A 25,599-nucleotide genomic window follows, 5' to 3' on the forward strand; every position below is an offset into this window, starting at 1 on the left:
TAATGTACGTTGCATTAATCTGCGTTCTTCGGGCTTTGCACTCAGTTTATCAAAATGTAAAATGGGTATGTGGATACCTTATACAACCGTGTTAGTCGCTTTTACGCATAATCATTATGGTAATGTCATCATAAACATCCATTCCATCAATGAAGACATAAATATCTTTAAAAATTGCATCTAAAATTGCGTCGGTTGTTTTTAGTTCTGCATGTCTTTCCAAAGATTCGATTAAACGATTGGAACCAAATTGTTCTTTTTTTGGATTTTCTGCTTCTGTTGCCCCATCGGTATATAAAAGGATCATGTCTTTTGGGTGGAGTGGGATTTGTTTTTCATGAATAAATTCATCAATGGACTCTGTAAGACCAACTAACATACCATTTTCAGCAGTATCCATGATTTCAGTTTTTTTCGAAGCATAGCGGTAGACCATAATGGTTTCGTGCTGTCCTGCCGTAGTAAATACTCCGTTTTTATAAGAAAAGAGTGCGAGTGTTAGGTTTCGAACGTCATTCATTCTCACATGGATATTAGAAAATAAAATGGAATTAATAGAGCGAAGAGATTCACTTAAAGAGATGACTTTTGAACGTAATGTGGTGATGAATGCAGATTGAGTCATCAGCATCACAACGCCAGAAGCAAGACCATGGTCTGTAACATCTCCGATCCCGATATACACTGTCCCATCTTCATGGTGGACTACATCATAATAGTCTCCACCTACTTCCTTTGCAGCATCCATTCTGGCGGAAATTTCTAATTCTCGAATCTCTTTTAATTCCTTATTACGGGGTAGTACCATTGCTTGAATCTGCCTAGCTACTTCCAATTCCATACCGAGATGCATATTTTCTTCTAGGATGGCTTGTCTTTCCGCGTTAAAAATTAAGTCTGCTTGTTCATGAGTGGTGCGAGAAGTATTCCGGATTGCATATAGTATTAATCCACCGGTAACGATCATGTAAAGAAGGATGAGAAAGATACCCATAGGAACGGCGCTAACTAAAAAGAATGTGCTATTTTCTTCTAAGAAGTTTGGTTTAAGATAAGAAGACAACTCGATGAGTTTTGTATTCATATCGGACATCTCTGGATAAAAGTAAATGGTTAAAGATGCATACTCTACAATCAGGACAATGACAGCAGAGATGATAGCTTTCGTATTATTGCGTATCGAAGCAAGTGCGATTAGAATAAAAAAAACATAGATCATTGGAGCCGCATAAACAAGGCTTGGATTTTTTTGAGCCTGTGCGGTATATCCTATAACGAAAGTTAGTAGAGTAATTTCTAAGAAGGAAGATAAAAATTTAAAGATTTCAAGGTATTTGCCAGATTTATTTAACGAATAAAGAACAATAAAGTTATAACAGAGAAGAATTAAGATGGAGGAAATTTGGTAATAGAATTCAACTACAGGACGGCCAGAAAGCAGCCCCAAAGTGGAAAAGATAAATATCATTCCTAGGAAGAAGAATCGAAACTTTGTTGCGAAAATTTCTGCTCGAAATTCACCTTGGTAGGCAATCTCATTTAATTGTTTTTTGTAATAGTTAGAAAGAACGAATCGATTTTCTTTGGGAGGAGATTGCTGCATAGAGTAAAGGTTTCTTTATATTTCGTTTGTGAGAATGAGGAAAGTTATATTTAACTTTATACATTTTGTTTAAATTGCAAATGATTTTTTATAATCTAAAGATTACGAATCAAAGAAGCTACTTTCTATGTTTTTTAAATCAATTATGAAGATGGATTTTATTCTAAATTTCAATTAACATTGTACCAATTAAGTTGTGGTTTAAGAAATTTCCAAAACCACTTGGTCCCAAAGTTTTTTGAAGTTAGATAGAGACTTTGACTGCCAAGAAACGTTGAGGGATCCTTGGATTTTGATTTGGCAGGCAGCACTTTTTCTTGAATCAATAATGAACATGGACAGGGTAGTGATTCCTGAGCTGTTTACAAATTGTAAACCTCTGAAGTCCAAGGTTAACAAGGACCCTTGGCAAAGTTTAGCTGCGTCTCTTAAGAATATTTTTAAGGGTTCATAAGCCGGTAAGTTCTGCAAGCGGATGGATCCAGTGAATTTGACGGTTTTAGTGGCTTCGTCGTATTGAATGTTGTAATCTAAGTCTTTGATTTCCATGAAGCTTCGCCTATTATATCTCTTCTACGTTGATAATTGCTCTTACCATGATTTCATGAGTATCGGCATCGATCTCAGTGAAACTATAACCAAATCTGACACGGTAGTCTTTTAACATCATGAGAAGTCCAAGTCCTGAATTGGTATCGCCGTCTACTTTGGTTTCGAGTGTAGAAAAATACATCTCCTCCACGTTCTCCGACAAGAGTTTATTTACAAAAAGCTCAAAACTATCTCGTAAGGTTTTTGACGCCACATTTAAAACATCGATCCTTAAAAGATTTCCATACTGTTTCAATTCTACGTTGATTGTGCCTTCTCTCGCTTTTGAGAATTTAGAAGCATTCTCCAAAAGTTCGTTAATGATGGTAGAGAGAGCGTTGGCTTTGGCCTCACTTGCCTCGTAACAATAGGAATAAAATCCAGCAACAAAGTTTGCTGTGAGCCCGCACCTTCTCCAATAAGTGGTCATATCGATTGGTTGGAAAATCAATCGAAGTTGGCCATCAGCAGGCAAATTTTCTGGAATGATGTGGTAATCCCCGATAATGATGGGTGCCTTTTGATTCAAGTTTGCCTCCATTTATTTTTGGAAATTCAACGAGGGTATGTCGTCATTGCTATCATTCGACGCAATAAAATCGATCCTTGTGAGCCATCGAAATCCCAAATTTTCTATCACAAAAGTAGTAGAATCCCAGAAAGGATCGAGGAGAAGTTTGAATAGGTTTGCTAGTCCTGGCAACTTCGGCATCTCATCCCTTTTGGATATTTTTTGTGTGTATAGGTTTTCTCTCAAAGGAATAAACGTCAGAAGTGGCTTTAAAAAAAGAACCCTTTTTTAAAGATCGGTCAACTGAAATACGTATCGCTTTTTTCTGTTTTTTTTAGTAAAAACTCGAAGGGGCTATGGATCTGAAATAACGATCATAGAATCATTGGATTTCGCGTGCAACCACTCCGTCGATATCACTGCCATTATAACTTCCTGGGGGCCATGGGAATTTGTTCCCAGGATTTCCTGGATTGTTTACGTTGCTTGCCGAAGTAATTTTGATAAATTTAAATCCATTTGTTTGGATATTGGTGACAAGTGCGCCGTCACAATTGGTATCGTTCGGATCTGTTGGATCCAAATTGTCTAAATCAAATCCATCTCCGCCACCTAACAAAAACAATCCTCCTGTGTTGATAAATAAATCTTCGTTGGAAAAAGGTTTTGTTGTCATATTGTAATATACAGGTCGTAGGCCACCAAATTTTGTCCAACTGGATAACAAATTTATGTTTCCAGCCGTATAACTTGGGTTAAATCCACAGTAATTTATATTGTCAATCGACACTTGAACCACAGATGGGTCCATCGCATATGTATTGGTTTCATCGGAAATTCGAAAACTATTATCATAAACAATAAAGTCGTCACCGAAAGAATTTTTTACGGTTTTGCCGCCCCAACTGAGAACTATCGAGGCACCGGGTCCTGTAATTTCTAAAGCATAAACATCCAGTGATCCCACAAGCTCGCCTGCGCCACAAACTCCGTTGACTGCTTTGTTTGAGTCGGAAAACCCAGAAATATTTGCACTCGCACTAACGACTGTCGTCGCGATGTTAATGTCGGACGGTAAAGGAGATTTGGGACATGCGGTAGCACTGTTTGCCGCATTCAGTAATGGCAATAGAGCAGCTAGGCTTTCTTCCGCAGTTCCCGATGCAGATGGTTTGCAAACAGAGAAGGATACAAAAATCAAGAGAAACATTAGACATAATGTTTTTGTTTTCAAATGTTTTTGCATCACATCTCCTAGTTTTAGAAACTATTTCTTAAAGTCCAGTCCAAGTTGAGTTTTCAGTTCTTGAAAGAGCTCTGCTGAATGTAAATCCACCACAACCATTGGTTGCGTAATTAGCTGAATTACTTGTAACCGTACTTGCTTGTACTTCTGCAAGAGTTGCCTTCCCAGAAACTGCTTCACAAAAATAAAAACATTTAGAAGCACCAAGTTCACAACCTGAAGTGGTAACAGCAGTATAATCTATTCTTCCGTAAGTAGAGTTTGCAAAGTTATTTCCACCAGGTGTGTTTTGGTAGTAAAGTCTACGAGTCGCTTTGTCAAAAGAAAGAATTCGGTAGGCCGTATCTCCACCACCAAAGTAGTTTGCATTGGAGTTAAATCCAGAAATAATACTTCCTGATCCGTCAGGGTTAGTAGCAATGATGAGTCTTCCATTTGGAGTTCCTGTCATTTGTCCACTTGCATTATAAGTAAAACCTGCGTTCCACTGTCCATTGTATTCCAATAAAAAAGAAGTAGAGAGTGCTCCACCGGCAAGTAAACCCACCAAAAGTTTGTTATTTGCGTCTGATTCCGAAACTTGTTTTTCTGTTTGGCAGGCAATTAGTTGTGCTAGTAGAACCAAAGATAAGGCAGTGGTTTTGAAAATTTTTTTCATAGAAAGTCTCCTAAGGATTGAAAATTTGGGGAACTCCGGCCAACGATAAACAAATTGTTGTTATATTTTAAGTAAAGGAACTTAAAATATAAATATTGTTTTGATTGTTTCGGGTGCCCCGATGCCTTCGGGGCCCCTTATCCAAATGGAGGACATTTGGAATCAGTGTGTAAAGTTCCATCACCACGAGGTAGACTTTACGGGGAAGATCTGGCTCACCAAACTTTGATTTGGATTACAGTTGCGGGTCAGCACAGGAATTGCACCTGTTTCCTCCCTGAAGGTATTTCCCAGATTTTTGCCAAAGGTGGAATTGTCAAATTTTTAAACCAACTTGTCGTGTGCCTGAGATTCATTTGAAACAGAAATGACTTGGAATTGTAGCTAAAATCTCAGGTAAACTTTTGCAACCAAATTGGTTTTTGGGGCACTGACTGTATAAGAGGAAAAGTTATGTTCTATTATGTGGGAAGATCAATTGGATTTGTGCTGATGTGGATTGTCGTGAAACCAATGCGTTTAAAATACGGGCACAAAAAAGTTGAAATTCAAAATGATCATATCTTACGGAAGTTAAATGGAAAATCAGCAATCCTGATTTCAAACCACATCAAACCAAGGAATAAGTTTTTAAAAGCGATTACGATGCCTTATGATGCCTTTGTGATTCGAGGGGTTCTGAAACGTTATGGTATTTATACAACCGCACTTACTAGCTACGATTCTGGAGTTTCCAATAAAGGGAAAAAAAGAAAATGGTTACATAGAAAAGAACAATTGGTGAAAGGAATTGTAAAGTCTATAGATTTGATTCCACTGAACCGAAGTGAGTCAGATCCTACCACGATTAAAGATTTTAAACGTAGAATTGGGCGTGGTAACTTGGGGATTGGAATTTTTCCTGAAGGCACTTGGTATCGCGGATTTCGAAAAAGTCGAAAATTATATCCCGGTATGGTGGTTTTGAGTAAACGCTATAACTTACCGATCATTCCTTTGTATCTTGATGCATATAATTTAAATAAACCCATTCGATTGTCTGTTGGAAATCCAATTTGGGAAGTGACTGATGCACCAGAAACTATCAATTACATTCGAAGTGAACTCATTCGGTTGAAAGACAAAGGAACTTCTGTTTCAATTACTAAAGTAAACGAAGAAATATTAGATGATGAAAATGAAGGTATGGAAATTTCACCAGTAGGTTAGATTTCTTTTTTACTTAGAAGTTTTTGGAAATAGGAAATTCCTTCTTCAATGGGATTTCCTGAACCTTTTCTTTTTCGAAGCATACCTGTCATATCCAAAACGATCACTCCATACATCCAACTCCACATCATACGAGCAATGGCTGGGTATTCGTTTTTTGGATAAGGAATTTCACCGGATTCAAACCCAATACGAACAGTTTCTAAAAAGAAACGATAACTTTTTGGCAATTGAGGGAATGCTTTTCTATGTACACCACCGTAATCAGTCACAAACATAACTTTGTGTAATTCGCGATTGTTACTTGCGAAGTTGAAATAAGCACGAGCAATGGCAGCTAATTGTTGGAAGGCAGATTTTGTGTCCACTTCCATACTTGCTTTTTTTAACATGGAAAGGAGTTCATCCTCACCTGATTTGATTAAATCTTGGACAAGGTCAATTTGGCTTTCATAATAGGAATAAGGACTGGCAACACTACAACCAAGTCTGTTGGCAATTTTTCGCATAGAAAGACCATCCAATCCTTCTTCCTTTAAAATCAGGAGGGATACGTTTCTAATTTCTTCACGAGAAAGGCTATTGCGAATCCGTCTTTGTTTATTTGAAGTTTCCAACATGGACTTGAATCAATCTGACCTCCATCGTATTCAAATCCAGCTAAAAATCGAACGTTTTTCTTAAAAAGCAGCGTTGATTTGGGCATAGGCCATATATGCGTCTTTTGCCAATTGGTTTTTGCCTTGTAAGTAGTTTTGGTTCCATTCAAAGGATTGGGTGGTTGTATTGTATTGAATTTTGCTATTTCGGTAATTGCGTACCGAGTCACCTGCATTCAAATACCCAAAGCCCATCCACAAAGAAACAAAGTCGTTTATTTGTCCGTGCCAAGTTACATCCACTTCCGTATAAATTCGTTTCCCAAGGGCATAAGGAGAGGAGTAGGAATTATTCGAATAGTTCTCCGTACTCCCTTTGTCAGAGGAAACTGGATAAGGATTTTTTTCTCCCAAATTACTCGTCGAGTTGGCCGCACCGCTAATGGCATACCATGCATCTTGTTTTTCCGCTTTATCATTTTGGAAATAAGTAACTTGGAATTCTCCAAAGGAATCAGTTTTATAACTGATACTGATAGACTTTGAATAAAGATTCTGAGCGTTGATATTTTCAGAAATTCCGGCCACACTGTTGAAATAGGGGATCACTCCAAATCTTGGATTGGCGAGAGTTTGGAAAGTAGATATAGAAGCATCGGCCCTATTTTTATCACCAGAAGCATACAATACTTGTCCACCTAACCGTAGTTTTTTGAAGAACGTATAACCAGTTTGAAAGACATGCATTTGTCCCGTGTATTTTTCTCTTTCGGTTCTTGAATTATCATATTCATTCGGTAAGAATTCTTTTAAATACGGGTCTTGGATTCTTCGACCACTCGTACCAGTTTGGAATGCGGATTCCCAAGTAAAGTCCCATGATTTTCCTTCCGGAAGAAAATTTCCTTTGGTTCGATTGGTCAGACGAAAACCAGTTGTGATGAGGTTTTGGTTTTGTTTACTTCTGTTTGTTGCCAGTGGATCATCATTGGAAGATGCTGGAAGTCCGGTCACAGGATTCACTGGATTTTTTTTCCATTTGCGAACCACTCCTAAGCTATAAAGATCCAATGTCACCCAATCAGGAATGGTAAAACTATTATACGTTCCCAGAAGAGTTGTATCAGTTCCTGTTGCTGCAGAGTTGAGTTTGGAATCATTGGCAGAAACTACTCCGTTTGTTCCACTTTGGGTCCAGTAAGGCCGAGCCATGAGAAAGTGGACTTTAAAATTGTCGTAGTTGAACATGAGCCTTGCCCCATCAAAGGAAAGTCCATTCACTGTCCAGTTTCCTCCACCAATGATCCGTTGGTCGCCGTAAGCCCAAATTTGTCTTCCGATTTGAAACTTGGAATGAAGGGGAAGTTGGTTGAGTGTCACAAAAGCTTCTCTTACGCCTGTTTGGTTTAATGAAACTGCATTTGTTTGGTTCTTTGAATAGATATCTGCCGTGTTGTTAAAAAAGTTAGCTCGGATGTCTCCTGAGGAAGCAGGCGATTCTCCTCCCCAAACTCGAGCATCTTGAAGTGTTACTTTTGCTTGTACATAAGGACTAGGATCAAAAATAAAATAAATCGAAGATGTTTGTAAGGTTCTGTCAATATAACCTTTGTCAGAGGCATTAAAATCCAAATTGTATCTGGATTCTTGTCTTGGTCTTAGATACAATCCAAAACGTAATACATCGTTTAACCAAAATTGTTGAGAGTTTGCCGAATGTTTTGACAATTCCGGCTCTACAAACATATGACGATTGTATTCTGGATCGATCCCCTTTTCTTTCATCGTGGAAACATAAGGTTTGGGTGTTTGGACCGTGACTTCGGGAGTTTGTGTTTCTGTTGGTTCTGCCCTAGGTCTTGTTAGCGGCATAATAACCGCTAACAATAGAAAATAGAAATAACCTTTTGAACGTTGCATGTGATATCTCCTTTTCCTTAGGTGATGTTTACTCTGATTAAGTGGTTCCCGCAATTACTTTTAATATATAAAAGTATAAGGGAATTCCAATAATAATATTGATTGGGAACACAATGGACAATGCCATTGTTAGGTAAATGCTTGGATTTGCCTCTGGAATGGATTCCTTCATGGCAGCAGGGACTGCAATGTAAGAAGCAGAAGCGCAAAGAACTACAAACATCAAAGCATCACCAATTGGCATTTGAATGATTTTTGTAAGTAGGATTGCGATGACTACGTTGATTGCCATAATGGCAAGGGCCGATCCTATCAAAAAGAATCCAACCTTCTTAAGTTCACGCATTTGTCTTGCGGCATCAATCCCTTTATCCAATAAGAAGAAAGTGAGAAGTCCCTTAAAAATATCTTCAGTGAAAGGTTTTGTTGTATTCCAACCGGATTCACCAGATAAATAACCCACAATCAACGCTCCGATCAAAATATAAACTGAAGAACTGAAGAAAGCTTCGTGGAGTAATTGTTTCCATTGAATTTTTTCATTTATGTTTTCATGGTTTTTCTTTTTTCCCAATCGATCAAGAATCACCGCAAGAACGATTGCTGGAGATTCCATAAGAGCCATTCCAGCCACAATGAAACCTTGGTATTCATATCCATAACTATGTAAAAAGGCACCAGCGGTTACGAAGGTAACGGCACTGATTGAACCAAAACTTCCTGCAAGAGCTGCAGAGTTTGCATGATCCAATTTCGCTTTGAAAATGAAGTAAGAATAAATGGGAACAAAACATGCCATGAACATACAGGCAATGAGTGTTAACAAATGTTCTTCTGCAAAAGGAGATTTGAATAGTTCGTGTCCACCTTTGAAGCCAATGGAGAATAAAAGATACAAAGATAGGAATTTGGAAACTCCTTCCGTAATCCTTAGATCCGATTTAAAGAAAACGACCCCCATTCCTAAAAAGAAAAAGAGTACCGGTGGGTTTAAGATATTGTTGAGTGCTGCGTGGAAATCCATAATTTCATCCCTCTATTTGTCATCATTTTAGACATGTATTTTGTCCAAAATCATAAAATTGGACAAAAAATAATTCATTTCAAAATTCATCAAACATCGAAATCGCTTTCTCATGCGTAGATAACACGAAGACTGGTGATTCAGATGAAACGAATGGCTGGTATCCCGCTCTTATTGGCAATCCTTGCCGGATTGGGTGGGTGTTTGTGGAAGCCAGAAAGTTTTTACGGACGGAACATCAGTCGTGATGTCCAGTTTTTGGTACCCCAAAAGACAGAAATTCCCAAAAATTGTAGCCACGAATCAATCCAATCTTTGCGTAATTTGGTTTGGATCAATAACCGCAGTGCAGAGGCAATGAGGGGAAATCGGGAAGAAGGTGGTCAATGGGTACGGTTTCAGTTACTAAATGAACTGGAAATGGACTCTCAATTTAGTGTGTTGATCCAATGGATTAACATTCCTTTTGTGGAACTTTGTTCCGAAAGTCCCGAAGGGAACATTATTGATTCTTATAGTGGGTATGTTTGGGAAGATTGGTTGGGTTTACTTTCTCCATTCCCGCATTTTAATGTCACACTCCGACCTAAAGAAAGTCGTTACTTTTACATTTATCTTATTTCTAACGAAGATTTAAATTTTCCCATTCGTACAGTATCAGAATCAGGTTATCGGTCCGTTGTTTTGTTTCGATTTCTTACCTTTTTATTTTTTTCCATGGTTGGGATTGTTTCGTTTGGTTGGGCAATTTCGGAGTATCTGATATCCAAGGAAAGGGTTTATATTTCCATTTTAGTCCACTTTCTTATGTTCTTTCTCCTCGTGTACTCAGTGCACGGTAAAGAGGTAGCTTCTCTTTTTGGAAATACAAATAATTTAGTGAGGCACTCCTATTATATATTTCTATCGATTAACCATTTTATCTTCTTCGTATACTTAGCTTCTTTTGATCAGTTTGTCGGTAATCGTGTTTCCAAAAAGTTTTTGTTTTGGATTTCAGGTTTTGCAGGATTTTTATATATCCTTGTCCCTCTTTTTCCAAGGGTGTATGAATTTAGAATTTTTCTAGTTCTATCTATTTTTGGAACGGCAGCTTATCATTTATATAAAACTCATGAATTTTTGTTATCGAAGGAAGAAAGTGAAAATCGTTCTTACGTACTTGGTTGGTTCTTCTTTCTTTTTTCCGTCTTCTTAAAGACATTGTTCCACTTTGATTTTTATCCTTATCAGCCATTTTTTATTTACGCATCTGTTTTTTATCTGCCCTTTTTAACTGCAGGTTCTTTTTTGTTTTTGCGGAATTACGAAAAAAAAGACAAATCAAAGACCAGATATAGATCGTTAACAACAAAATTAGATAAAACAGAGTTTCGGAATAAATTAGAATCTTTATTAGGTGCTGAAAAGATTTATCTCGATCCAGAATGCAACGAAGAACTCATCGCTTTGAAATTGGGTTTGTCTTACCACCAATTGAGTGAACTGATCAATTCAGAGTATAACTTCAACTTTCCTTCACTGTTAAATCAATATCGAATCAAAGAAGCTATGGCTTTGTTAAATGAAAAACCTGAACTTAATATTGCTGAAGTAGGCAGATTATCTGGATTTGGGTCCAGATCTGCTTTTTATCTGGAATTTAAAAAACAGTCCGGTGTGAATCCGAATCAATTTAAAAAAACCAAAAGGCCAAATAAATAAAGATAGTTAGATAGATAGAGAGGATGTTCGCTATGAACAATCAAAATAAACCAAAAGATTGGTTACCCGGATTAAAGGAAAATTGGAGATCTGATATTGTCTCCGGTTTTATTGTGTTTCTGATTGCACTGCCCCTTTGTTTGGGCATTTCGCTTGCTTCGGGTGCTCCACCAATGGCTGGAATTTTTTCGGGCATTGTGGGAGGAATCATTGCTTCCTTACTGAGTGGATCTCACCTAACAATCAATGGCCCAGCTGCTGGACTTATTGCTGTTGTTTTGAATTCGATTATGGTTCTGGGTGGTGGAGATGCAAAACTTGGGTTTGAATTAACACTCGCAGCCATTGTGATTGCTGGTGCCATCCAAGTCGTTTTAGGCCTTGTAAAAGCAGGAAATTTAACCGTATATTTTCCAATCTCTGTTGTCCATGGAATGATGGCTGCCATTGGAATTATCATTATCTCTAAACAATTTTATGTGGCTCTTGGAATTACTCCGAAAGCCAAAACAATCGGTGGATTACTTTTAGAAATACCAACTAGTTTTTCTTTTGTAAATCCAGAAGTGGCGATAATTGGGGTTTCGGCAATTTTGATAATTGCAATCCTTGCAAAAATCAAAAATCCTCTATTTAAAAAATTGCCTGCACCACTTGTTGCAGTGTTAGTTGGGATTGGTTTGGGTCTTGTTTTTGATTTAGCAGATGAACATTCTTATACACTGCTCGATCAAACTTATAAAATTGGACCAGAAAAATTGGTAAATCTCCCAGCACATATTTATGATGGGATCACATTTCCTGACTTTTCGCGATGGAAAGATGGAGTGTTTTGGGTAATGGTAGTTACTATTGCACTGATTGCAAGCATCGAATCCTTGTTAACTGCCACTGCTGTTGATAATACAGATCCTTACAGAAGAAAATCTGATATGGATCGTGAGTTGTTAGCAAAAGGTGCTGGTAACTTCTTTTTAGGATGGATCGGAGGATTACCGATCATTGCAGAGGTAGTCAGGTCATCTGCCAATATGGAAAATGGTGCCAAAACTCGTTGGTCCAATTTTTTTCATGGTTTGTTTTTATTGTTTTTTATTTTACTTTTGCCTGGCCTCATTCATCGAATCCCACTCGCATCTCTTGCTGGAATTTTGATTATGGTGGGAGTTAGATTGGCTTCTCCACATGTATTTAAAGAAACCTATGATAAAGGTTGGGACCAAATTGTAATTTTTACAGTCACTGTGGTTCTAACAATTGTAGAAGATTTATTAGTTGGAGTTTTCTGTGGAATTGTCACTGCAATTTTGATTCAAATTTATTTTGGAGTTCCTCTTCGATATATTTTTGTCGCGGATATAACAGTAAAATCTGAAAATAAAATTCATGAATTGTATGTAAAACATGCATTATTGTTTTCTAATATGATTTCATTGAAACTTTTACTTAGAAAAGTGACACCAGGCGAAAGAGTGGACCTTAAGTTTGATAAAAATGTTGAGATGATTGGATTTTCTGCCATAGAATTTTTGCAAAGTTTCAAACGAGACTACGAATTAAGAGGTGGGCAAGTAAATTTAATAGGTTTTGAGGACTTAAAACCTATCTCAGCTTATTATGGAGCAACTCGAATCCACAAGTAAGTAACAAAAAATTCTTGTAACTTATAGTTTCAAAACCAATATTCCTGTATGCAGAGAGTATTGGTTTTTTCTCTTCTTTTCTTTTTTCCCATTCTCATCCAATCAAAAGACATTCCAGATCTAAAATCTAGAGTTATGGATGAATCTTGGACATTGGATTCTGGATTTGTTTCAGCCTTAGAAAGGCAACTGAAAGAACATGAAAGGGAAACGAGCAACCAAATTGTTGTATTAGTGATTTCCTCCTTGGACGGTGAGGTGCTCGAGGATTATTCCATGAAAGTTGTGGAGAAATGGAAATTAGGGCAAAAAAAGAAGGACAACGGTGTTCTATTATTAGTCGCCTTAAACGATAGAAAATTAAGAATTGAAGTAGGGTATGGGTTAGAAGGAAACCTAACGGATGTTCTCTGTCATCATATCATTGAAAAAGAAATAAAACCGTATTTTAAAAAAGGGGATATTCAATCTGGCATCCAAAACGGAGTCAATGTGATCATTGATGCAATCGAAGGTTCCTATACAGCTCCCCCTCCCGAAGATTATTCTCATTTAGGTCCATTGTCTTTTTTAGGTGAACTATCAGGTGGCCAAGAAGAAATTCCACTGGGGGTGAAAGTCTTTGTTTCTATTTTTGTTTTGTTCATACTTGGAATCTTTACTTATGTAGCAGCTAACGCACCGTATATTGGCTGGTTTATCTATTTCTTTTTGTTTCCTTTTTGGAGTTTATTTCCAACCGCGATTTATGGTGCCAATATTGGTGCTTCCATATTTTTAACTTATGCCATCGGCGTAGGAATTTATAAACTCTACCATCTATTGACCCCACATGGAAGAAAACGAATGGAAAAGGGTATATTTGGTGGTTCTTCTCGCAGTTCTGGAAGTAGGAGTGGTTGGTCCAGCGGTGGAGGTGGTGGATTTCGGTCAGGTGGATTTAGTGGAGGGGGTGGAAGTTTCGGAGGAGGAGGGAGTTCTGGGAGTTGGTAATTTTTTTAAAATCAAATTCTCTGGAACTTTTTCAATCAAACTTAGGTTTAGTTTATAGTGATGTTTCGTAGTATTCCTTTGATTTTTTTTGTGACCTCTGGATCGGTCGCTGCTCTATCGGCAAAACCCATTCTCATTAAAGAACTTTGGCAAACAGCTTTACAATCCAATCCTGAGTTTTTATCTGCAAAAGCAGACTATGATAAAGCTTTTTTTGAGAACGAAAAAAGTTATGCTGCCTATTTGCCTACCGTAAATGTTTTAGCTTCCGCAAGACAATCCTCTGCAAATTTTAGTGGATCAGGAACTGTCAACGATCCTTTGGTCAATGGATCGGCTGGAACAGGTTCGAGTACAAACCAACAAAGTAGTTCCGGGGAATCAAGGCCAACGGCAATCAATCGTTATTCGGTAGGTCTCAGTTCAAATCAAAATCTCTTTGCTGGATTCAAGGATAAAAGTGGGATTGAAAAAACAGAAGCATTACTCCAGGCAGCCAAACAAACATTACATGATTCAAGACTGAAGGTATGTTTTGAATTAAAGTCTGGTTATTCTCAAATGTTATATGCAAAAGAATTACACCAACTTTCAGAAAAAATTAGAGAGAGGCGTACAAAAAATCGCGATTTGGTAAAACTTCGTTATGAAGTGGGTCGAGAACATAAAGGAAGTTTTTTACTGAGTGAATCTTTTGTAAAACAATCGGAATTCGAAGTATCTTCTGCCTTTCGTTTATTTGAAAGTAATGTAAACGAAGTGGAAAGGGTCATAGCCAACCAACTAGATATCAATATAAGTTCAGAATTTGTTTATGAGCCGGTTTTAGAAAAAAAGTTTTCGGATAAGGAAAAAGAAACTTTGTTAGAATCCCATCCATCTGTAATGGCTGAACAATCGAAAGTGCGGGCTGCACAGGCAAACATTGGAGTAGCAGAAGCAGGATTTTATCCAGATTTAAATTTAAGTGCCACTGTCACTAGACAAGATGATGTATGGTTACCAAAACCAAGAAATTATAGTTTTGGACTGAATTTAACCTATCCTTTGTTTAACGGTGGAAGAGATTATTATAACGTAAAAATTGCAAAAACTGAATATGAAAAATCAATCCACACAAGAGATGCCAAAAAAAATTCTCTTTCGTTTTCCTTAGAGCAGTCACACCTTAATTTCAAAAATGCCTCAGAACAATTGGTTGTATTGACAGAGTTCTATAAAGCTTCTGAGATTCGGGCCATGATTGCTAGATCTCAGTATTCGAATGGACTTATTAGTTTTGAAAATTGGGATATCATTGAAAACGATTTAATCAATCGGGAAAAAAATCTATTGATAGGCAAAAGGGATTTAGGTTTGGCAGAAGCTACATATTTGAGAAATTTAGGAAAGTGTTTTGATGAAGATTAAATTTGTTTTCATAACCTTTGCATTTGTAATCATTTCTTTTGCAATATATTTTATTGGATTTGGGAAATCGAAACCAAATATAAAAGTAGAATCTTCAAAAGTGTTTCGTGGAGATTTGATTGTCACAGTTCGTGCCACAGGTACCGCCATCCCCAAAAACCGATTGGAAATCAAACCGCCAATTGCGGGACGTGTGGAATCCATTTTAGTTAATGAAGGAAACCATGTTGCCCGAGGTAAAATTATTGCTTGGATGAGTTCTACAGAAAGAGCTGCTTTGTTAGATGCAGCCAGAGCCAAAGGAGAAGAAGAACTTAAAAAATGGGAAGATTTTTATAAACCAACACCTGTCATATCACCTTTACGTGGTTTGGTGATTGCTTCTAATATCAGTCCAGGTCAAACAGTGACGCAACAAGATATCCTTTATGTTCTTTCGGATAATTTGATGATCCAAGCAAAAGTTGACGAAACAGATCTTTCCAAAATAAAAATTGGCCAAGTAGCAAATGTCACCATTGATTCCTATTCGGATGTCGCCATTCAAGCAAAAGTAACTCATATTGGATATGAGGCAGTTACAGAAAATAATGTGACCATGTATAATGTAGATTTAGAATTAAAAACCATTCCAGAATATTTAAGAAGTGGAATGTCAATAACAATCGATTTTATCATCTCTGAAGAAAGAGATGTGTTACTTCTAGGTAATGAATTTATTAAAGGGAATTCGGGGAAAGGAAAAGTTTTAAAAAAAGTAGACGGTGAACTGATAGAAACTTCGGTCCAAATTGGAAACTCTGATGAACAAAATACGGCAATTCTTTCTGGACTAGAAGAAAACGAAATGGTCTATCGAAAGAAAAAAATACAGGAAGAAAAAAAGTCCGGAAGTAATGGCCCATTTTCTTCACCGAAAATGCCGAAGAGATAACGTTTGTTAGCAATCGAGATTCAAAACTTAAATAAATCCTATACCATCGGAAATTCAAAATTTCCAGTTTTATCAGGAATTGATTTAGAAATTAGCCAAGGCGAATTTGTTGCCATTATGGGCCCTTCTGGTTCTGGAAAATCAACACTTTTGCAAGTGATGGGATTATTAGATCATGTAGATTCGGGCACCTATCGATTGTTTGGTCGAAAGGTAAGTGGAGAATCCTCCGATGTATTGTCTGATGTTCGTGGAAGTATGATTGGGTTTGTATTCCAGCAGTTTCATTTATTAGCAAAATCAAATGCATTCCAAAATGTGAGTTTACCTGCTTTGTATACAAATGTAAATGATACGAAGGAAAAAGCAGAGGAGCAACTTCGAAAAGTTGGATTGGAGAACCGAATTTTTCACACACCCAATGAACTCTCTGGTGGCCAACAACAAAGGGTTGCCATTGCACGAGCACTGCTTGTCGATCCGCCCATTATTTTTGCTGATGAACCTACGGGAAACTTAGATTCAAAAAGTAAAATTGAAATCATGTTGGAATTACAACGTCTTCATAAAGAAGGAAAAACCATTGTGATGGTGACACATGAACCAGAAATGGCGGAGTTTTGTGATCGTATTATCCATGTGAGTGATGGAATGATAGTATCGAATGAAGGAAAAAAGAAAAAAAAAGATTCTGGTTCCATTCCCAAAACAAATTTAAAAAGAAAAACTGGATGGCCCCTTTTTCAAGGAATCTTTATACAATCCTTGTTTTCTTTATCATCAAATCGATTGCGAACTTTTTTATCAGCACTTGGTATCCTTTTTGGTGTGGTTTGTGTGATCTCAGTGATGGCACTAGGTGAAGGTGCCAAAAAATCAGTGGAGGAACAGTTCTCTTCGTTAGGTGCCAATTTGGTCATCGTAAGAACAGGTGGAATGCGTAGTGGAGGAGTTTCACTGGAAGCTGGTACTGTTAATCGATTGGATGTTTTTGATGTAGGAGCAGTATCCAAAAAATTTCCAGAAGTAAAACAAATCTCTGCCGTTGTGAATGGAAGAGGGCAACTTGTTTATGGAAATAGAAACTGGAATAGTTATATCACTGGAGCCAGTCCCAATTACGAAACATTAAGAAATTTAGAACCTGTGGAAGGAAGATTTTTTACAGAAGAAGAAAATCAAAAAAGAGCTCTCGTTTGTCTTGTGGGAAACACGGTTGTGAGAGAATTGTATGAAGGAAAAAACCCTGTAGGAACTTATTTAAAAGTAAATCGGATTCTATTTCGTGTAGTTGGCCTTCTTCCTGAAAAAGGAAGTGCGGGTTTTCGTGACCAAGACGACGTGATTCTGATTCCTATAAATACTGCTATGCGAAGGTTGTTAAACAAAGATGCTGTCGACAGTTTGGAAATGGAATTAGAAAAAACAGAATCTTCAGAGGAATTTACCACTTCCTTAAAACGTTTTTTACATGAGAGACATGGAACCAATGAATCAATGGGTAATATTTACCAAGTAATGAATATGGCTGATATCCAATCAGCAGTGTCTGAAACAAATCAAACAATGACTACTTTGCTCATTGCACTAGCAACAGTTTCTCTAGTTGTAGGTGGGATTGGAATTATGAACATTATGTTAGTCTCTGTAAAGGAAAGAACCAAAGAAATTGGTTTACGGAAGGCCCTTGGTGCTAGAGAATCTGATATTCGTATACAATTTTTAATAGAATCTACTTTGACCAGTTTGACGGGAGGAATCGTTGGACTTGTTTTTGGAATTTTATCTGTTTTGTTTTTACAAGAATACTTTGGTTGGAGTATAGTTTTATCCTTTCCTTCTATTGGATTTGCTTTTCTATTTTCCATATCGATTGGAATTCTTTTCGGCTGGTGGCCTTCTGAATATGCAGCGAAATTGAGTCCCATAGTAGCTTTAAGATCAGAATGAATATAAAATTAAATCCAAGGAAAATTCCGCAACAAAAACGTTCAAAGGAAAGGTATCAAAAAATTATAGATACAACCATAGAATTGTTAGGTGAAGTTGGTTATGACGACTTAACGACAGATTTGATTGCCGAAAGAAGTGAAATTCCGGTTGGATCTATTTATCAATTTTTTCCGAACAAAGAATCCATTATTTATTCTCATGCCGAATCCTGTTATTTGATGCTCCATGACTTTTTTTTCAAACTTGTAGATGAAGAACTAAAAAAAAGAAAAAAATTTACGCATGAATTTATTGATTTTACCTTATATTCCTTCGAACGAACGTTAAATGAAGTGAAAGGATATCGTCTAATCAATTCAATTCTTTATACAAACCAAGCCTTATTAAAATTGGATATAGAAAGTAATGAACGTTTTGCGAAGTCGTTAGCAGAAAAAGTAATTCTCTATTTGTTTCCTAAGGTGGATAAAAAAAGAGCCTATTATAGTTCTTTGATGATCGTCGAAACTGTTGATTCTGTCGTCAAAATTGCCCAAAGAAAGGGAAAACCGGCCGAAAAAAAGGCAGTCCTTTCCGAGCTACAAAATCTCTTATTTGTATATTTTTCCTCATTCCTTTGATTTAACATTGACAAAGTTTTAACACAGATGTAAAATTCTCAAAATATGAGGGAATCCTCATGTTCTGGGAAAGAGCTATGAAACAGACCAAAAGATATTTATTGGGAATCTTCATTGCAGTATTCATAACGTTTGGTATGAATCATTGTAGTTCGGAAGACCCTGCCAATTCGGCCTTCGTCCATGTTACGATGATGGACAATGCCTTTCACCCGCCAGTCATTCGGACGTTCAAAGGCGGTAAAATTCGATTTGTGAACGAAGGAAACAACCCTCACAATGCCATCTCCATCACCAAAGATTGGTCCACAGAGAAAACATTTGGGAATTTGGCTATGTTTCGTGGTGCACATACCGATGTGTTTTTCCCAGAAGAAGGGGTGTACCCTTATTTCTGTTCCTTCCATGCCTCTCCTGATGGCAAAATTGGAATGACCGGAGTAGCTGTCATTGGTGATGCCACATACAATCCTCAGACGAACATTGCTAAGTCTAAGATATCAAAAAAGTGGACAGGTGTAACTCGCAAAGTTCCTTCCCAATACAATACCATACAAAATGCAGTGGATGCTGCCTCACCTGGAGACTTGGTTCTTGTGGCCAAAGGAATTTATAAAGAAGAGGTGACTGTCACTACGCCTTCCATTGTGATTCGTGGTGAAGATCGTAATGAAACCATTATTGATGGCGAATTTTTACGTGGAAACGGAATCATGGTTGTTGGTGCCGACGGAGTTGCTGTTGAAAACCTAACAACAAGAAATGCAACACTGAATGGTGTGTATTGGACAGGTGTAAAAGGATATCGTGGTTCCTATTTAACGGCCTATAATAACGGAGACTATGGAATTTATGCATTTGATTCAGAAGATGGACTTATGGAACATTCCTATGCATCTGGATCTCCTGATTCTGGATTTTATATAGGACAGTGTAATCCATGTAATGCGATAATTAATGATGTAATTTCAGAAAACAATGCACTTGGTTATTCTGGAACCAACTCAAGTGGAAACTTATATCTTTTGTCTTCCATTTGGAGAAAAAACCAATTAGGAATTGGTCCTAACACTTTGGATCGTGAGTTACTTCCTCCACAAAAACAAATTGTGGTTAAGAAAAACATTGTGTATGACAATAACAATACCAATGCACCTTCCAAAAAATTGGAATATCCTTCCATTGGAAATGGTATCGCACTCCTTGGTGCACTAGAAAACCTAGTCGAAGATAATTTGGTTTTTAACCATAACAACTATGGAATTTTAGTGACTATGAATATTGACGAAAACATTTGGATCTCTAACAACAACGTTGTAAGAAACAATAAAGTGTATCATTCGGGTCGTGGAGACATTGCACTGAGCGGTCCAGTCAATGTAGGAAACTGTTTTGAAGGAAATTCCTACGGCGTGTCAAGCCCACCATTTTTGGACTCTCTACAGTCTTGTTCAGGGCTTCGTTACCCACATTCTGGAGATATGTCTTCAAGTATTGGTTTACTTGCTTTGTTTGTGCAAGCAAACCTTCGTGAATTTGTATTAGGCTCTTATAAAAACCAACCAATCCCTGGGTCTCAAATGAACATGCCTAAAGAAAGTTTGGCGAATGTAACTCCCGCACACGATGTATTCGAAGCTAACAAAGGTTTGATTGAAACTGCGGAGTTACCAAAACTCAGCCAAGCAGAGTTTGATATAGCATCAAATAAAATGTATACCTCTGGATGGAGAGTTCATTTCCCAGGTACTTTAAAAACTTGGTATTTTCATTTGATGGGTTATCTACTTCCATTCGCCATATTTGCAGCGTGGACAGGACTTTCTATTTTGGATCGATTCTCTGCGAAAGGCACAAAAGTAGATTCTTACTTTTGGTTGATTTTACTCATACCATTTATTGGTTCTTTGATTTATTTATATTCTAAAGAATCTAAGGTTTCACGAGCCGTTCGAAATACCGTTGTCTTTGGTGGTATTTTACTTTTCTTTACAATTCTGGCTTATGCCGGTTATGCGATGACAGCGGTAACGGAACCGTCTGTATAATCATTTAGGAGATTATTTATGGAAACAACTTTTGCAAACCCAGGTTTTTGGACTTATTTTATTGGATCTTACGCATATTACCTTCCCTTCGTTTTAACGATGGTATGGGCTCCTTTGGCTTTGTTTGGATTGTCCAAACAAAAAGATATGGATACAACAAAACAAATCATTTGGTCACTTGTGATTTTGGTAATCCCGGTTCTTGGGCCTGCCATTTATCTTTTGTTTGCTGATAAGGAATACGAAAAAAAATTCAAACAAATTGCTGTCGGCGGTGGGCTTGGAGTTTTTATTCTTGTGTGGGTTCTAAGTTTAATTTCTCACATTTAGTGTTATAAATAAGAGAGAGTTTATTTATGGATCGGAAGAGTTTTTTAACAACGATAGGATTTGGGGTGATGGGTTTTGTGGGATCCTTGTTTGGTTCCATGAGAAATAACATTCGAAATTCTGAGGAAATTTGTGGACCTTCTGATCCTGGTAATTCATCCTCTGCTACAAACTTTGGAATTGTGACCACACCAACCGTTAGCGATAACTATCAAAACTCGATAGGCGCTGGCGGAAGTTTACGTGCTACAAATACCTATGGAAGTATGGCGCATCCTCCTTTTTTTATTAAAGAAGAGTATACCGAGAGATTCTACTACCCACCTAACTATTCCAATACGAAAAGTAAGACGAAAGATTTTAATTTAAATCTTTTTCCTTTGAGTATGAATATAGCACATAATGTCAATTATCCTGCTTGGACCTTTGATGGATTGGTTCCAGGCCCAGTTCTACGGGCAAATTTGGGAGATACACTTCGTATTCATGTAAAAAATTCAAGTCCTGATCCTCATTCCTTACATTTTCATGGGACTCATGATCCATTAGAAGATGGTTGGGAACCTATCCCTGCTTTCGGTGAAAGGACATATCAAATAGAAGCGGGTCCAGTTGGACTTCATCCTTATCATTGCCATGTTCCTCCACTTATGTTACATACCGCCAAAGGTTTGTATGGTGCATTGCTTGTAGATCCACCTGTCAAACGTAAACCCGCACACGAATTTGTTTTAACATTTTCTGGATGGGATACCAAAGGTAAGGGGAGAAACGACTATTATACTTGGAATGGAATTGCGGGAATTTATGACAGATATCCAATGAAAGTTCCTGTTGGGGAACGAGTTCGTTTTTACATTCAAAATATGATGGAAAGGGAACCAATCATTACCTTCCATTTGCATGCACAAACCTTTGATATCATTCGAAGTTTAGGTAGTACGATTCCTGATGGACATTCTGATGTGGTATCCCTGGGACAAACAGAACGCGTGGTGATAGAATTTGTTCTTAAGAAAAAAGGAAGATATATGTTTCATCCACACCAAACACATATGGCAGAAAATGGAGGAATGGGTTGGATCGTCGCAGTATAAAATTTGTATTTATTTTAATTGTTCTCACTTTAAGTTTTTTTTGTAAATCCAAAGAAGATCACATCAAAGAAGAATGGAAACACCTATCCTTTGTTAAGCCAGATGGAAGTTTATTAGATCCGCAGTTTTGGTCAGAAAAAAAATCTGTTCTTTATTTTGGATTTTCTCATTGTCCTGACATGTGTCCTTTGACTTTAACAAACTTTGGTAGGGCCTCACTGATATTAGGTGAGAAATCAAATCGTTTTCGATTTATTTTTGTAACTCTTGATCCTGAAAGGGATTCTCCAACAACTCTCAAAAATTACGTTCAAAATTTTCCTGGAAAAAATTTAACAGCACTATCTCCCAATGCAGAATCATTAACGAAACTCACAGATTTATTTGGAATTGTAAGGGAAAAAGTTGGGAATGGAAAAAATTACCGAATCGATCATTCCAATTTTATTTATGTGTTAGATGAAGATTTGAATACACTTGCCAATTTTCCAGGTGGAGTGTCAGCGAATGCGATTGCCACTAAACTTAGGGAATTTGCGGAACACGAGAATTAAGAATAATTTCAATTTCGGTTCTTGCCCCTTCGGGGAAATTTCTTGTCACTTCAAAACTAAATTCTGTATAAAGATTTTTTAAGCGTTCCTTGATATTTCCAAGAGACCTTGCTAATAATTTTGTTTTGTCAGAAAGTAAATCTTCAGAAATACCAATTCCGTTGTCATAAACAACAAAACTAAAAACAGAATCCCGAATCATTTTTGCATGTATAAAAAGTTGGAACTGCTCTTCCGCGGAACCGCGAAACCCATGTTTAAAAGAATTTTCAATAATAGGTTGGAGTAATAATGGAGGAAGAATTACTGAAGAAAAATCTCCCGATTTTTTAAAATCAATCTGAATTGTATCATAAAATCTTAATTTTTGAAGATGCAAGTAGTCTTCTAAAAAATTCCATTCTTCTTCAAAAGGAATCCAATCTCTATCAGTTCGATCAGAGATAAATCGATAATTGTTGGCAAGACTTAAGATTGCATCGCCAATTAACTCTGGTTTTATTTTATGAAGTGCATGGATTGTATTTAGAGAATTGAATAAATAATGAGGACTCATTTTTGTTTGAAGAGTTTTGAGTTGGCTTTCTTTAAGTGATTTTTCTGCTTTTAATAAATCTTCTTTGTACACTTGGGCTTTTTGTCTATTAGCAAAAATCGTACGTTCTAAGGCAAAACCTTGAGAGATCACACCAAAAAGTACACCCCAAAGAACCACTTTGTTTGTAGAGTTATCATTGGATTTGATTGCAATGAACATTTCAAGGATTACAAGAAGGAGAGTAACACTAAAACCAATAAAATGTCCAAAGGCATCTGGATTTCCTTTTTTCCAAGATTCAAAGGTAATATATATTGGTCCAAGAATATTCAAAAGATTGAATAAGATGAAAAAAGTTCTGCTACTAATAAGGAGTGAATGAGATAGATCATAGAATGGAAGTGAAAAAACCAATATAGTAGTCAATGTGCAAATGAACACATCTAGATAAATAAGTATATCTAGTAATCTATAACTTCCGCTTCCAAAGAGACGTCGCACTCCTGATAACATTGGTATAAAGACAAAATTGGAAGATATCGTCGTAAGAATGAATAATGTTTCTGAATTAGTAAATAAATATCGAATGAGTACGTTGGATGTAAGTCCAAGTAATCCAAAACATAAGGAAAATGCCGCAAAATCAAGAAGTATGTTGTATCGTTTTTTGAATTCAATGGAAAATACCAGAGCACATATAATTCCGATCATCAGAAAAAATGAATGAAAGAAAATAGGTGTTAAATTCTTTAAAGCGATTTCTCGGTAGAGTGCAGTTTGTTTTCCAACTAAATTTTCTACAATTGAGATGAGAAAGAGAATACCTTTTTTGTGATACAATCTTAGGTAATAATATTTTGAATCATCATTAGGGACTTTGACCCAATCAAACTTGGATTGGAAAATATTGGGAAGTCTTTCTTGTTCTGAAAAATTTCCATACTTAAAAATGGAATCTCCATATTCATTAAATATCTCTATATTCAAGCCGCCATGTTCTAATAATAAAAAAAGATCTTCCTTCCCTTTGGGATTGGGGAATGCTTTCGAACGTAACCAAATAAATTCGGAATCTGTAATTCGTTGGAGTTCAGAATCATTGATCCAGCCAAAAATCGATTCCCAATACACTTTATGCATTTTCTGAAAATCAATTTTTCCGTAATCATCAGTTGGGATATCCCCCACAAAGTATTCTGTATTTTCTGCGAGATAATACTCTGACAAAGAAGTATCTGTCGGTTTTAATAAAGAATATGTATATGACGTTATGGAGACTGTTATGACAAGTGATAGGAGGCAGATTGATAGAGTTGGTTTTTCTAAAAATCTGCTCCAAAAAGGTTTCATGAAACTAGCGTTAGTCTTCTAGGGAAAATAAAATTGGAAGTCTGTGTGCCATTTTTTTGGGTTGTCCTTGCACATAACCAGGGCTAAAACGAACACGTTTGATGAGTTTCATAGCTGCCTCTTCGAATCCGTATCCAGCTCGACCAGATACAATTTTAGCAGATTGAAGACTTCCATCTTCATTTACTTGTACTAGTAAAACAACTTGTTTCTCAACGATATTTGCCGCCTTAGCTTGCGGAGGAAAATATTCCTTTAAATCAAAATCAATGATTGCAGTTGGCATCTTGTCTCCATTGAAAGAAAAAAGATATCCATCTTTGTCAGTCCCATTTCCAGAAAGTTGGTTTGGATTGAGATCTGAGTTGTCCGGTTCGTCGGCTTTGTCTTTGTTACTTCCTTCTACCCATTCTTGTTTTTCTACTGGTGCAGGGGAAGAAGTACCACCAATAAGTTCTGGAGGAATTTCCTCAAAACTTACATCCACATCTTCGAAGGTTGATTCTTCAACAACCTCATCACCACGTAATTGACTAATCTTATAACCGGCGTAAGTTGCGGTATGGACAAACAAACTACCAATCAAACAAATATGAAATAAACGTTCTTTATTTTGTTTGATGGAATGTTTGAGTGAAACCAATAATTCCGCAAGGCGTTTCATTTTTTTACACTGAGGGCAATTTTTGTAACACCCGCTTTTCGGATGATTCCCATCAGCTCCGTAATTTTTCCATAAGGGAGGCTTTCGTCTGCAGAAAGAGTTAAACGCATGTTAGGTCTAATTTTTGCTTCTCTTTCAAGATTGCGAACTAAACCTGAAATGTCCGTGTCTTTCCCTTCTAAGAGAATTGCACCTGTTTTTGTTAGTGCTACTTGGACTGATTCCGCAACGTTCGGGTCAGCAGCTTGCACTTTTGGTAAATTAATATTTAAACTTTCTTTTTTAAGGAAGTTTGCAGTTACCATAAAAATAACGAGTAGTACTAAGATCACATCCACCATGGGTGTGATGTTGATACTTCCAATTTCTTCGTCTTGAGAACCTGATGCACCAGCCATAA

23 protein-coding genes are annotated in these 25,599 nt (G+C 37.0%); 12 read left to right on the top strand and 11 right to left on the bottom strand.

Annotated features, from left to right (window positions below; genetic code table 11):
* Window positions 1-91: 91 nt before the first annotated feature.
* The 5 genes from CH364_RS11420 to CH364_RS11440 all read right to left on the bottom strand — a co-directional run bounded on the left by CH364_RS11420 (window position 92) and on the right by CH364_RS11440 (window position 4,609).
* A complete protein-coding gene (locus CH364_RS11420; protein WP_100744015.1) occupies window positions 92-1,603 on the bottom strand; it encodes a PP2C family protein-serine/threonine phosphatase in 1,512 nt (503 codons plus the stop codon).
* A 201-nt stretch (window positions 1,604-1,804) separates the two neighbouring features.
* On the bottom strand, window positions 1,805-2,152 hold the full coding sequence (locus CH364_RS11425; RefSeq protein WP_100744016.1) for a slr1659 superfamily regulator: 348 nt from the start codon (window positions 2,150-2,152) through the stop codon (window positions 1,805-1,807).
* 13 nt (window positions 2,153-2,165) lie between these two features.
* On the bottom strand, window positions 2,166-2,723 hold the full coding sequence (locus CH364_RS11430) for a slr1658 superfamily regulator (protein WP_100744747.1): 558 nt from the start codon (window positions 2,721-2,723) through the stop codon (window positions 2,166-2,168).
* A 364-nt stretch (window positions 2,724-3,087) separates the two neighbouring features.
* Entirely contained in the window at window positions 3,088-3,951 is an 864-nt protein-coding gene (locus CH364_RS11435) for an LIC_13355 family lipoprotein (RefSeq protein ID WP_207762264.1), read from the bottom strand.
* 28 nt (window positions 3,952-3,979) lie between these two features.
* Window positions 3,980-4,609, bottom strand: a complete 630-nt coding sequence (locus tag CH364_RS11440; RefSeq protein ID WP_100744017.1) for a hypothetical protein — start codon at window positions 4,607-4,609, stop codon at window positions 3,980-3,982.
* Between the two features lie 453 nt (window positions 4,610-5,062).
* Here CH364_RS11440 and CH364_RS11445 point away from each other — a divergent pair, with 453 nt between their 5' ends.
* Window positions 5,063-5,818, top strand: coding sequence for a lysophospholipid acyltransferase family protein (locus CH364_RS11445; RefSeq protein WP_100744018.1), 756 nt, complete (start codon window positions 5,063-5,065; stop codon window positions 5,816-5,818).
* On the opposite strand, the gene CH364_RS11450 is transcribed toward CH364_RS11445, so the two are convergent.
* From CH364_RS11450 to CH364_RS11460, 3 genes are read right to left on the bottom strand one after another with little or no spacing between them, the layout of a single operon-like run.
* Complete coding sequence (locus tag CH364_RS11450) at window positions 5,815-6,438, bottom strand: TetR/AcrR family transcriptional regulator (protein WP_100744019.1); 624 nt, start codon at window positions 6,436-6,438, stop codon at window positions 5,815-5,817. The genes CH364_RS11445 and CH364_RS11450 overlap by 4 nt on opposite strands.
* Window positions 6,439-6,498: 60 nt before the next feature.
* A complete protein-coding gene (locus CH364_RS11455; RefSeq protein ID WP_100744020.1) occupies window positions 6,499-8,337 on the bottom strand; it encodes an alginate export family protein in 1,839 nt (612 codons plus the stop codon).
* Window positions 8,338-8,374: 37 nt separating this feature from the next.
* A complete protein-coding gene (locus tag CH364_RS11460; protein WP_100744021.1) occupies window positions 8,375-9,361 on the bottom strand; it encodes a sodium-dependent bicarbonate transport family permease in 987 nt (328 codons plus the stop codon).
* A 144-nt stretch (window positions 9,362-9,505) separates the two neighbouring features.
* Between CH364_RS11460 and CH364_RS11465 the strand changes: the two genes are divergently transcribed.
* The 11 genes from CH364_RS11465 (at window position 9,506) to CH364_RS11515 (ending at window position 22,647) form a co-directional block, all read left to right on the top strand.
* Window positions 9,506-11,065, top strand: coding sequence for an AraC family transcriptional regulator (locus CH364_RS11465; RefSeq protein WP_100744022.1), 1,560 nt, complete (start codon window positions 9,506-9,508; stop codon window positions 11,063-11,065).
* Window positions 11,066-11,097: 32 nt separating this feature from the next.
* The gene (locus CH364_RS11470; RefSeq protein WP_100744023.1) at window positions 11,098-12,708 is read left to right on the top strand and encodes a SulP family inorganic anion transporter; all 1,611 of its coding nucleotides are present in this window, start codon (window positions 11,098-11,100) and stop codon (window positions 12,706-12,708) included.
* A gap of 48 nt (window positions 12,709-12,756) precedes the next feature.
* Window positions 12,757-13,701, top strand: a complete 945-nt coding sequence (locus tag CH364_RS11475) for a TPM domain-containing protein (protein WP_100744024.1) — start codon at window positions 12,757-12,759, stop codon at window positions 13,699-13,701.
* Between the two features lie 60 nt (window positions 13,702-13,761).
* Complete coding sequence (locus tag CH364_RS11480) at window positions 13,762-15,111, top strand: TolC family protein (RefSeq protein ID WP_100744025.1); 1,350 nt, start codon at window positions 13,762-13,764, stop codon at window positions 15,109-15,111.
* Window positions 15,101-16,045, top strand: a complete 945-nt coding sequence (locus CH364_RS11485; RefSeq protein WP_100744026.1) for an efflux RND transporter periplasmic adaptor subunit — start codon at window positions 15,101-15,103, stop codon at window positions 16,043-16,045. The genes CH364_RS11480 and CH364_RS11485 overlap by 11 nt, the downstream gene beginning before the upstream one ends.
* A gap of 3 nt (window positions 16,046-16,048) precedes the next feature.
* Complete coding sequence (locus CH364_RS11490; RefSeq protein ID WP_100744027.1) at window positions 16,049-17,995, top strand: ABC transporter permease; 1,947 nt, start codon at window positions 16,049-16,051, stop codon at window positions 17,993-17,995.
* Window positions 17,992-18,618: a TetR/AcrR family transcriptional regulator gene (locus tag CH364_RS11495; protein WP_100744028.1), complete on the top strand. Its 627-nt coding sequence runs from the start codon at window positions 17,992-17,994 to the stop codon at window positions 18,616-18,618. The genes CH364_RS11490 and CH364_RS11495 overlap by 4 nt, the downstream gene beginning before the upstream one ends.
* Window positions 18,619-18,695: 77 nt before the next feature.
* Window positions 18,696-20,666 (top strand): right-handed parallel beta-helix repeat-containing protein, encoded by a 1,971-nt coding sequence (locus CH364_RS11500; protein ID WP_100744029.1) that lies wholly within the window; start codon window positions 18,696-18,698, stop codon window positions 20,664-20,666.
* 18 nt (window positions 20,667-20,684) lie between these two features.
* On the top strand, window positions 20,685-20,996 hold the full coding sequence (locus CH364_RS11505) for a PLDc N-terminal domain-containing protein (protein WP_100744030.1): 312 nt from the start codon (window positions 20,685-20,687) through the stop codon (window positions 20,994-20,996).
* A 26-nt stretch (window positions 20,997-21,022) separates the two neighbouring features.
* Window positions 21,023-22,093, top strand: coding sequence for a multicopper oxidase domain-containing protein (locus CH364_RS11510; protein ID WP_100744031.1), 1,071 nt, complete (start codon window positions 21,023-21,025; stop codon window positions 22,091-22,093).
* Entirely contained in the window at window positions 22,075-22,647 is a 573-nt protein-coding gene (locus CH364_RS11515; protein ID WP_100744032.1) for an SCO family protein, read from the top strand. The genes CH364_RS11510 and CH364_RS11515 overlap by 19 nt, the downstream gene beginning before the upstream one ends.
* Here the strand turns inward: CH364_RS11515 and CH364_RS11520 are convergent.
* From CH364_RS11520 to CH364_RS11530, 3 genes are read right to left on the bottom strand one after another with little or no spacing between them, the layout of a single operon-like run.
* The gene (locus tag CH364_RS11520; protein WP_100744033.1) at window positions 22,619-24,535 is read right to left on the bottom strand and encodes a sensor histidine kinase; all 1,917 of its coding nucleotides are present in this window, start codon (window positions 24,533-24,535) and stop codon (window positions 22,619-22,621) included. The genes CH364_RS11515 and CH364_RS11520 overlap by 29 nt on opposite strands.
* A 10-nt stretch (window positions 24,536-24,545) precedes the next feature.
* Entirely contained in the window at window positions 24,546-25,199 is a 654-nt protein-coding gene (locus tag CH364_RS11525) for an energy transducer TonB (protein WP_100744034.1), read from the bottom strand.
* On the bottom strand, window positions 25,196-25,597 hold the full coding sequence (locus CH364_RS11530; protein ID WP_002973390.1) for an ExbD/TolR family protein: 402 nt from the start codon (window positions 25,595-25,597) through the stop codon (window positions 25,196-25,198). The genes CH364_RS11525 and CH364_RS11530 overlap by 4 nt, the downstream gene beginning before the upstream one ends.
* Window positions 25,598-25,599 lie beyond the last annotated feature (2 nt).

It is taken from the genome of Leptospira harrisiae (assembly GCF_002811945.1).
In the GTDB taxonomy this organism is placed as follows: domain Bacteria; phylum Spirochaetota; class Leptospiria; order Leptospirales; family Leptospiraceae; genus Leptospira_A; species Leptospira_A harrisiae.

Excerpts from the sequence above, each read along its gene's own strand:
- CH364_RS11425 (WP_100744016.1), bottom strand. The coding sequence starts at position 2,152 with ATGGAAATCAAAGACTTAGATTACAACATTCAATACGACGAAGCCACT.
- CH364_RS11525 (WP_100744034.1), bottom strand. The coding sequence starts at position 25,199 with ATGAAACGCCTTGCGGAATTATTGGTTTCACTCAAACATTCCATCAAA.
- CH364_RS11455 (WP_100744020.1), bottom strand. The coding sequence starts at position 8,337 with ATGCAACGTTCAAAAGGTTATTTCTATTTTCTATTGTTAGCGGTTATT.
- CH364_RS11440 (WP_100744017.1), bottom strand. The coding sequence starts at position 4,609 with ATGAAAAAAATTTTCAAAACCACTGCCTTATCTTTGGTTCTACTAGCA.
- CH364_RS11505 (WP_100744030.1), top strand. The coding sequence starts at position 20,685 with ATGGAAACAACTTTTGCAAACCCAGGTTTTTGGACTTATTTTATTGGA.
- CH364_RS11445 (WP_100744018.1), top strand. The coding sequence starts at position 5,063 with ATGTTCTATTATGTGGGAAGATCAATTGGATTTGTGCTGATGTGGATT.
- CH364_RS11450 (WP_100744019.1), bottom strand. The coding sequence starts at position 6,438 with ATGTTGGAAACTTCAAATAAACAAAGACGGATTCGCAATAGCCTTTCT.
- CH364_RS11510 (WP_100744031.1), top strand. The coding sequence starts at position 21,023 with ATGGATCGGAAGAGTTTTTTAACAACGATAGGATTTGGGGTGATGGGT.
- CH364_RS11480 (WP_100744025.1), top strand. The coding sequence starts at position 13,762 with ATGTTTCGTAGTATTCCTTTGATTTTTTTTGTGACCTCTGGATCGGTC.
- CH364_RS11530 (WP_002973390.1), bottom strand. The coding sequence starts at position 25,597 with ATGGCTGGTGCATCAGGTTCTCAAGACGAAGAAATTGGAAGTATCAAC.
- CH364_RS11520 (WP_100744033.1), bottom strand. The coding sequence starts at position 24,535 with ATGAAACCTTTTTGGAGCAGATTTTTAGAAAAACCAACTCTATCAATC.
- CH364_RS11475 (WP_100744024.1), top strand. The coding sequence starts at position 12,757 with ATGCAGAGAGTATTGGTTTTTTCTCTTCTTTTCTTTTTTCCCATTCTC.
- CH364_RS11485 (WP_100744026.1), top strand. The coding sequence starts at position 15,101 with ATGAAGATTAAATTTGTTTTCATAACCTTTGCATTTGTAATCATTTCT.
- CH364_RS11465 (WP_100744022.1), top strand. The coding sequence starts at position 9,506 with ATGAAACGAATGGCTGGTATCCCGCTCTTATTGGCAATCCTTGCCGGA.
- CH364_RS11420 (WP_100744015.1), bottom strand. The coding sequence starts at position 1,603 with ATGCAGCAATCTCCTCCCAAAGAAAATCGATTCGTTCTTTCTAACTAT.
- CH364_RS11470 (WP_100744023.1), top strand. The coding sequence starts at position 11,098 with ATGAACAATCAAAATAAACCAAAAGATTGGTTACCCGGATTAAAGGAA.
- CH364_RS11435 (WP_207762264.1), bottom strand. The coding sequence starts at position 3,951 with ATGCAAAAACATTTGAAAACAAAAACATTATGTCTAATGTTTCTCTTG.
- CH364_RS11500 (WP_100744029.1), top strand. The coding sequence starts at position 18,696 with ATGAAACAGACCAAAAGATATTTATTGGGAATCTTCATTGCAGTATTC.
- CH364_RS11495 (WP_100744028.1), top strand. The coding sequence starts at position 17,992 with ATGAATATAAAATTAAATCCAAGGAAAATTCCGCAACAAAAACGTTCA.
- CH364_RS11460 (WP_100744021.1), bottom strand. The coding sequence starts at position 9,361 with ATGGATTTCCACGCAGCACTCAACAATATCTTAAACCCACCGGTACTC.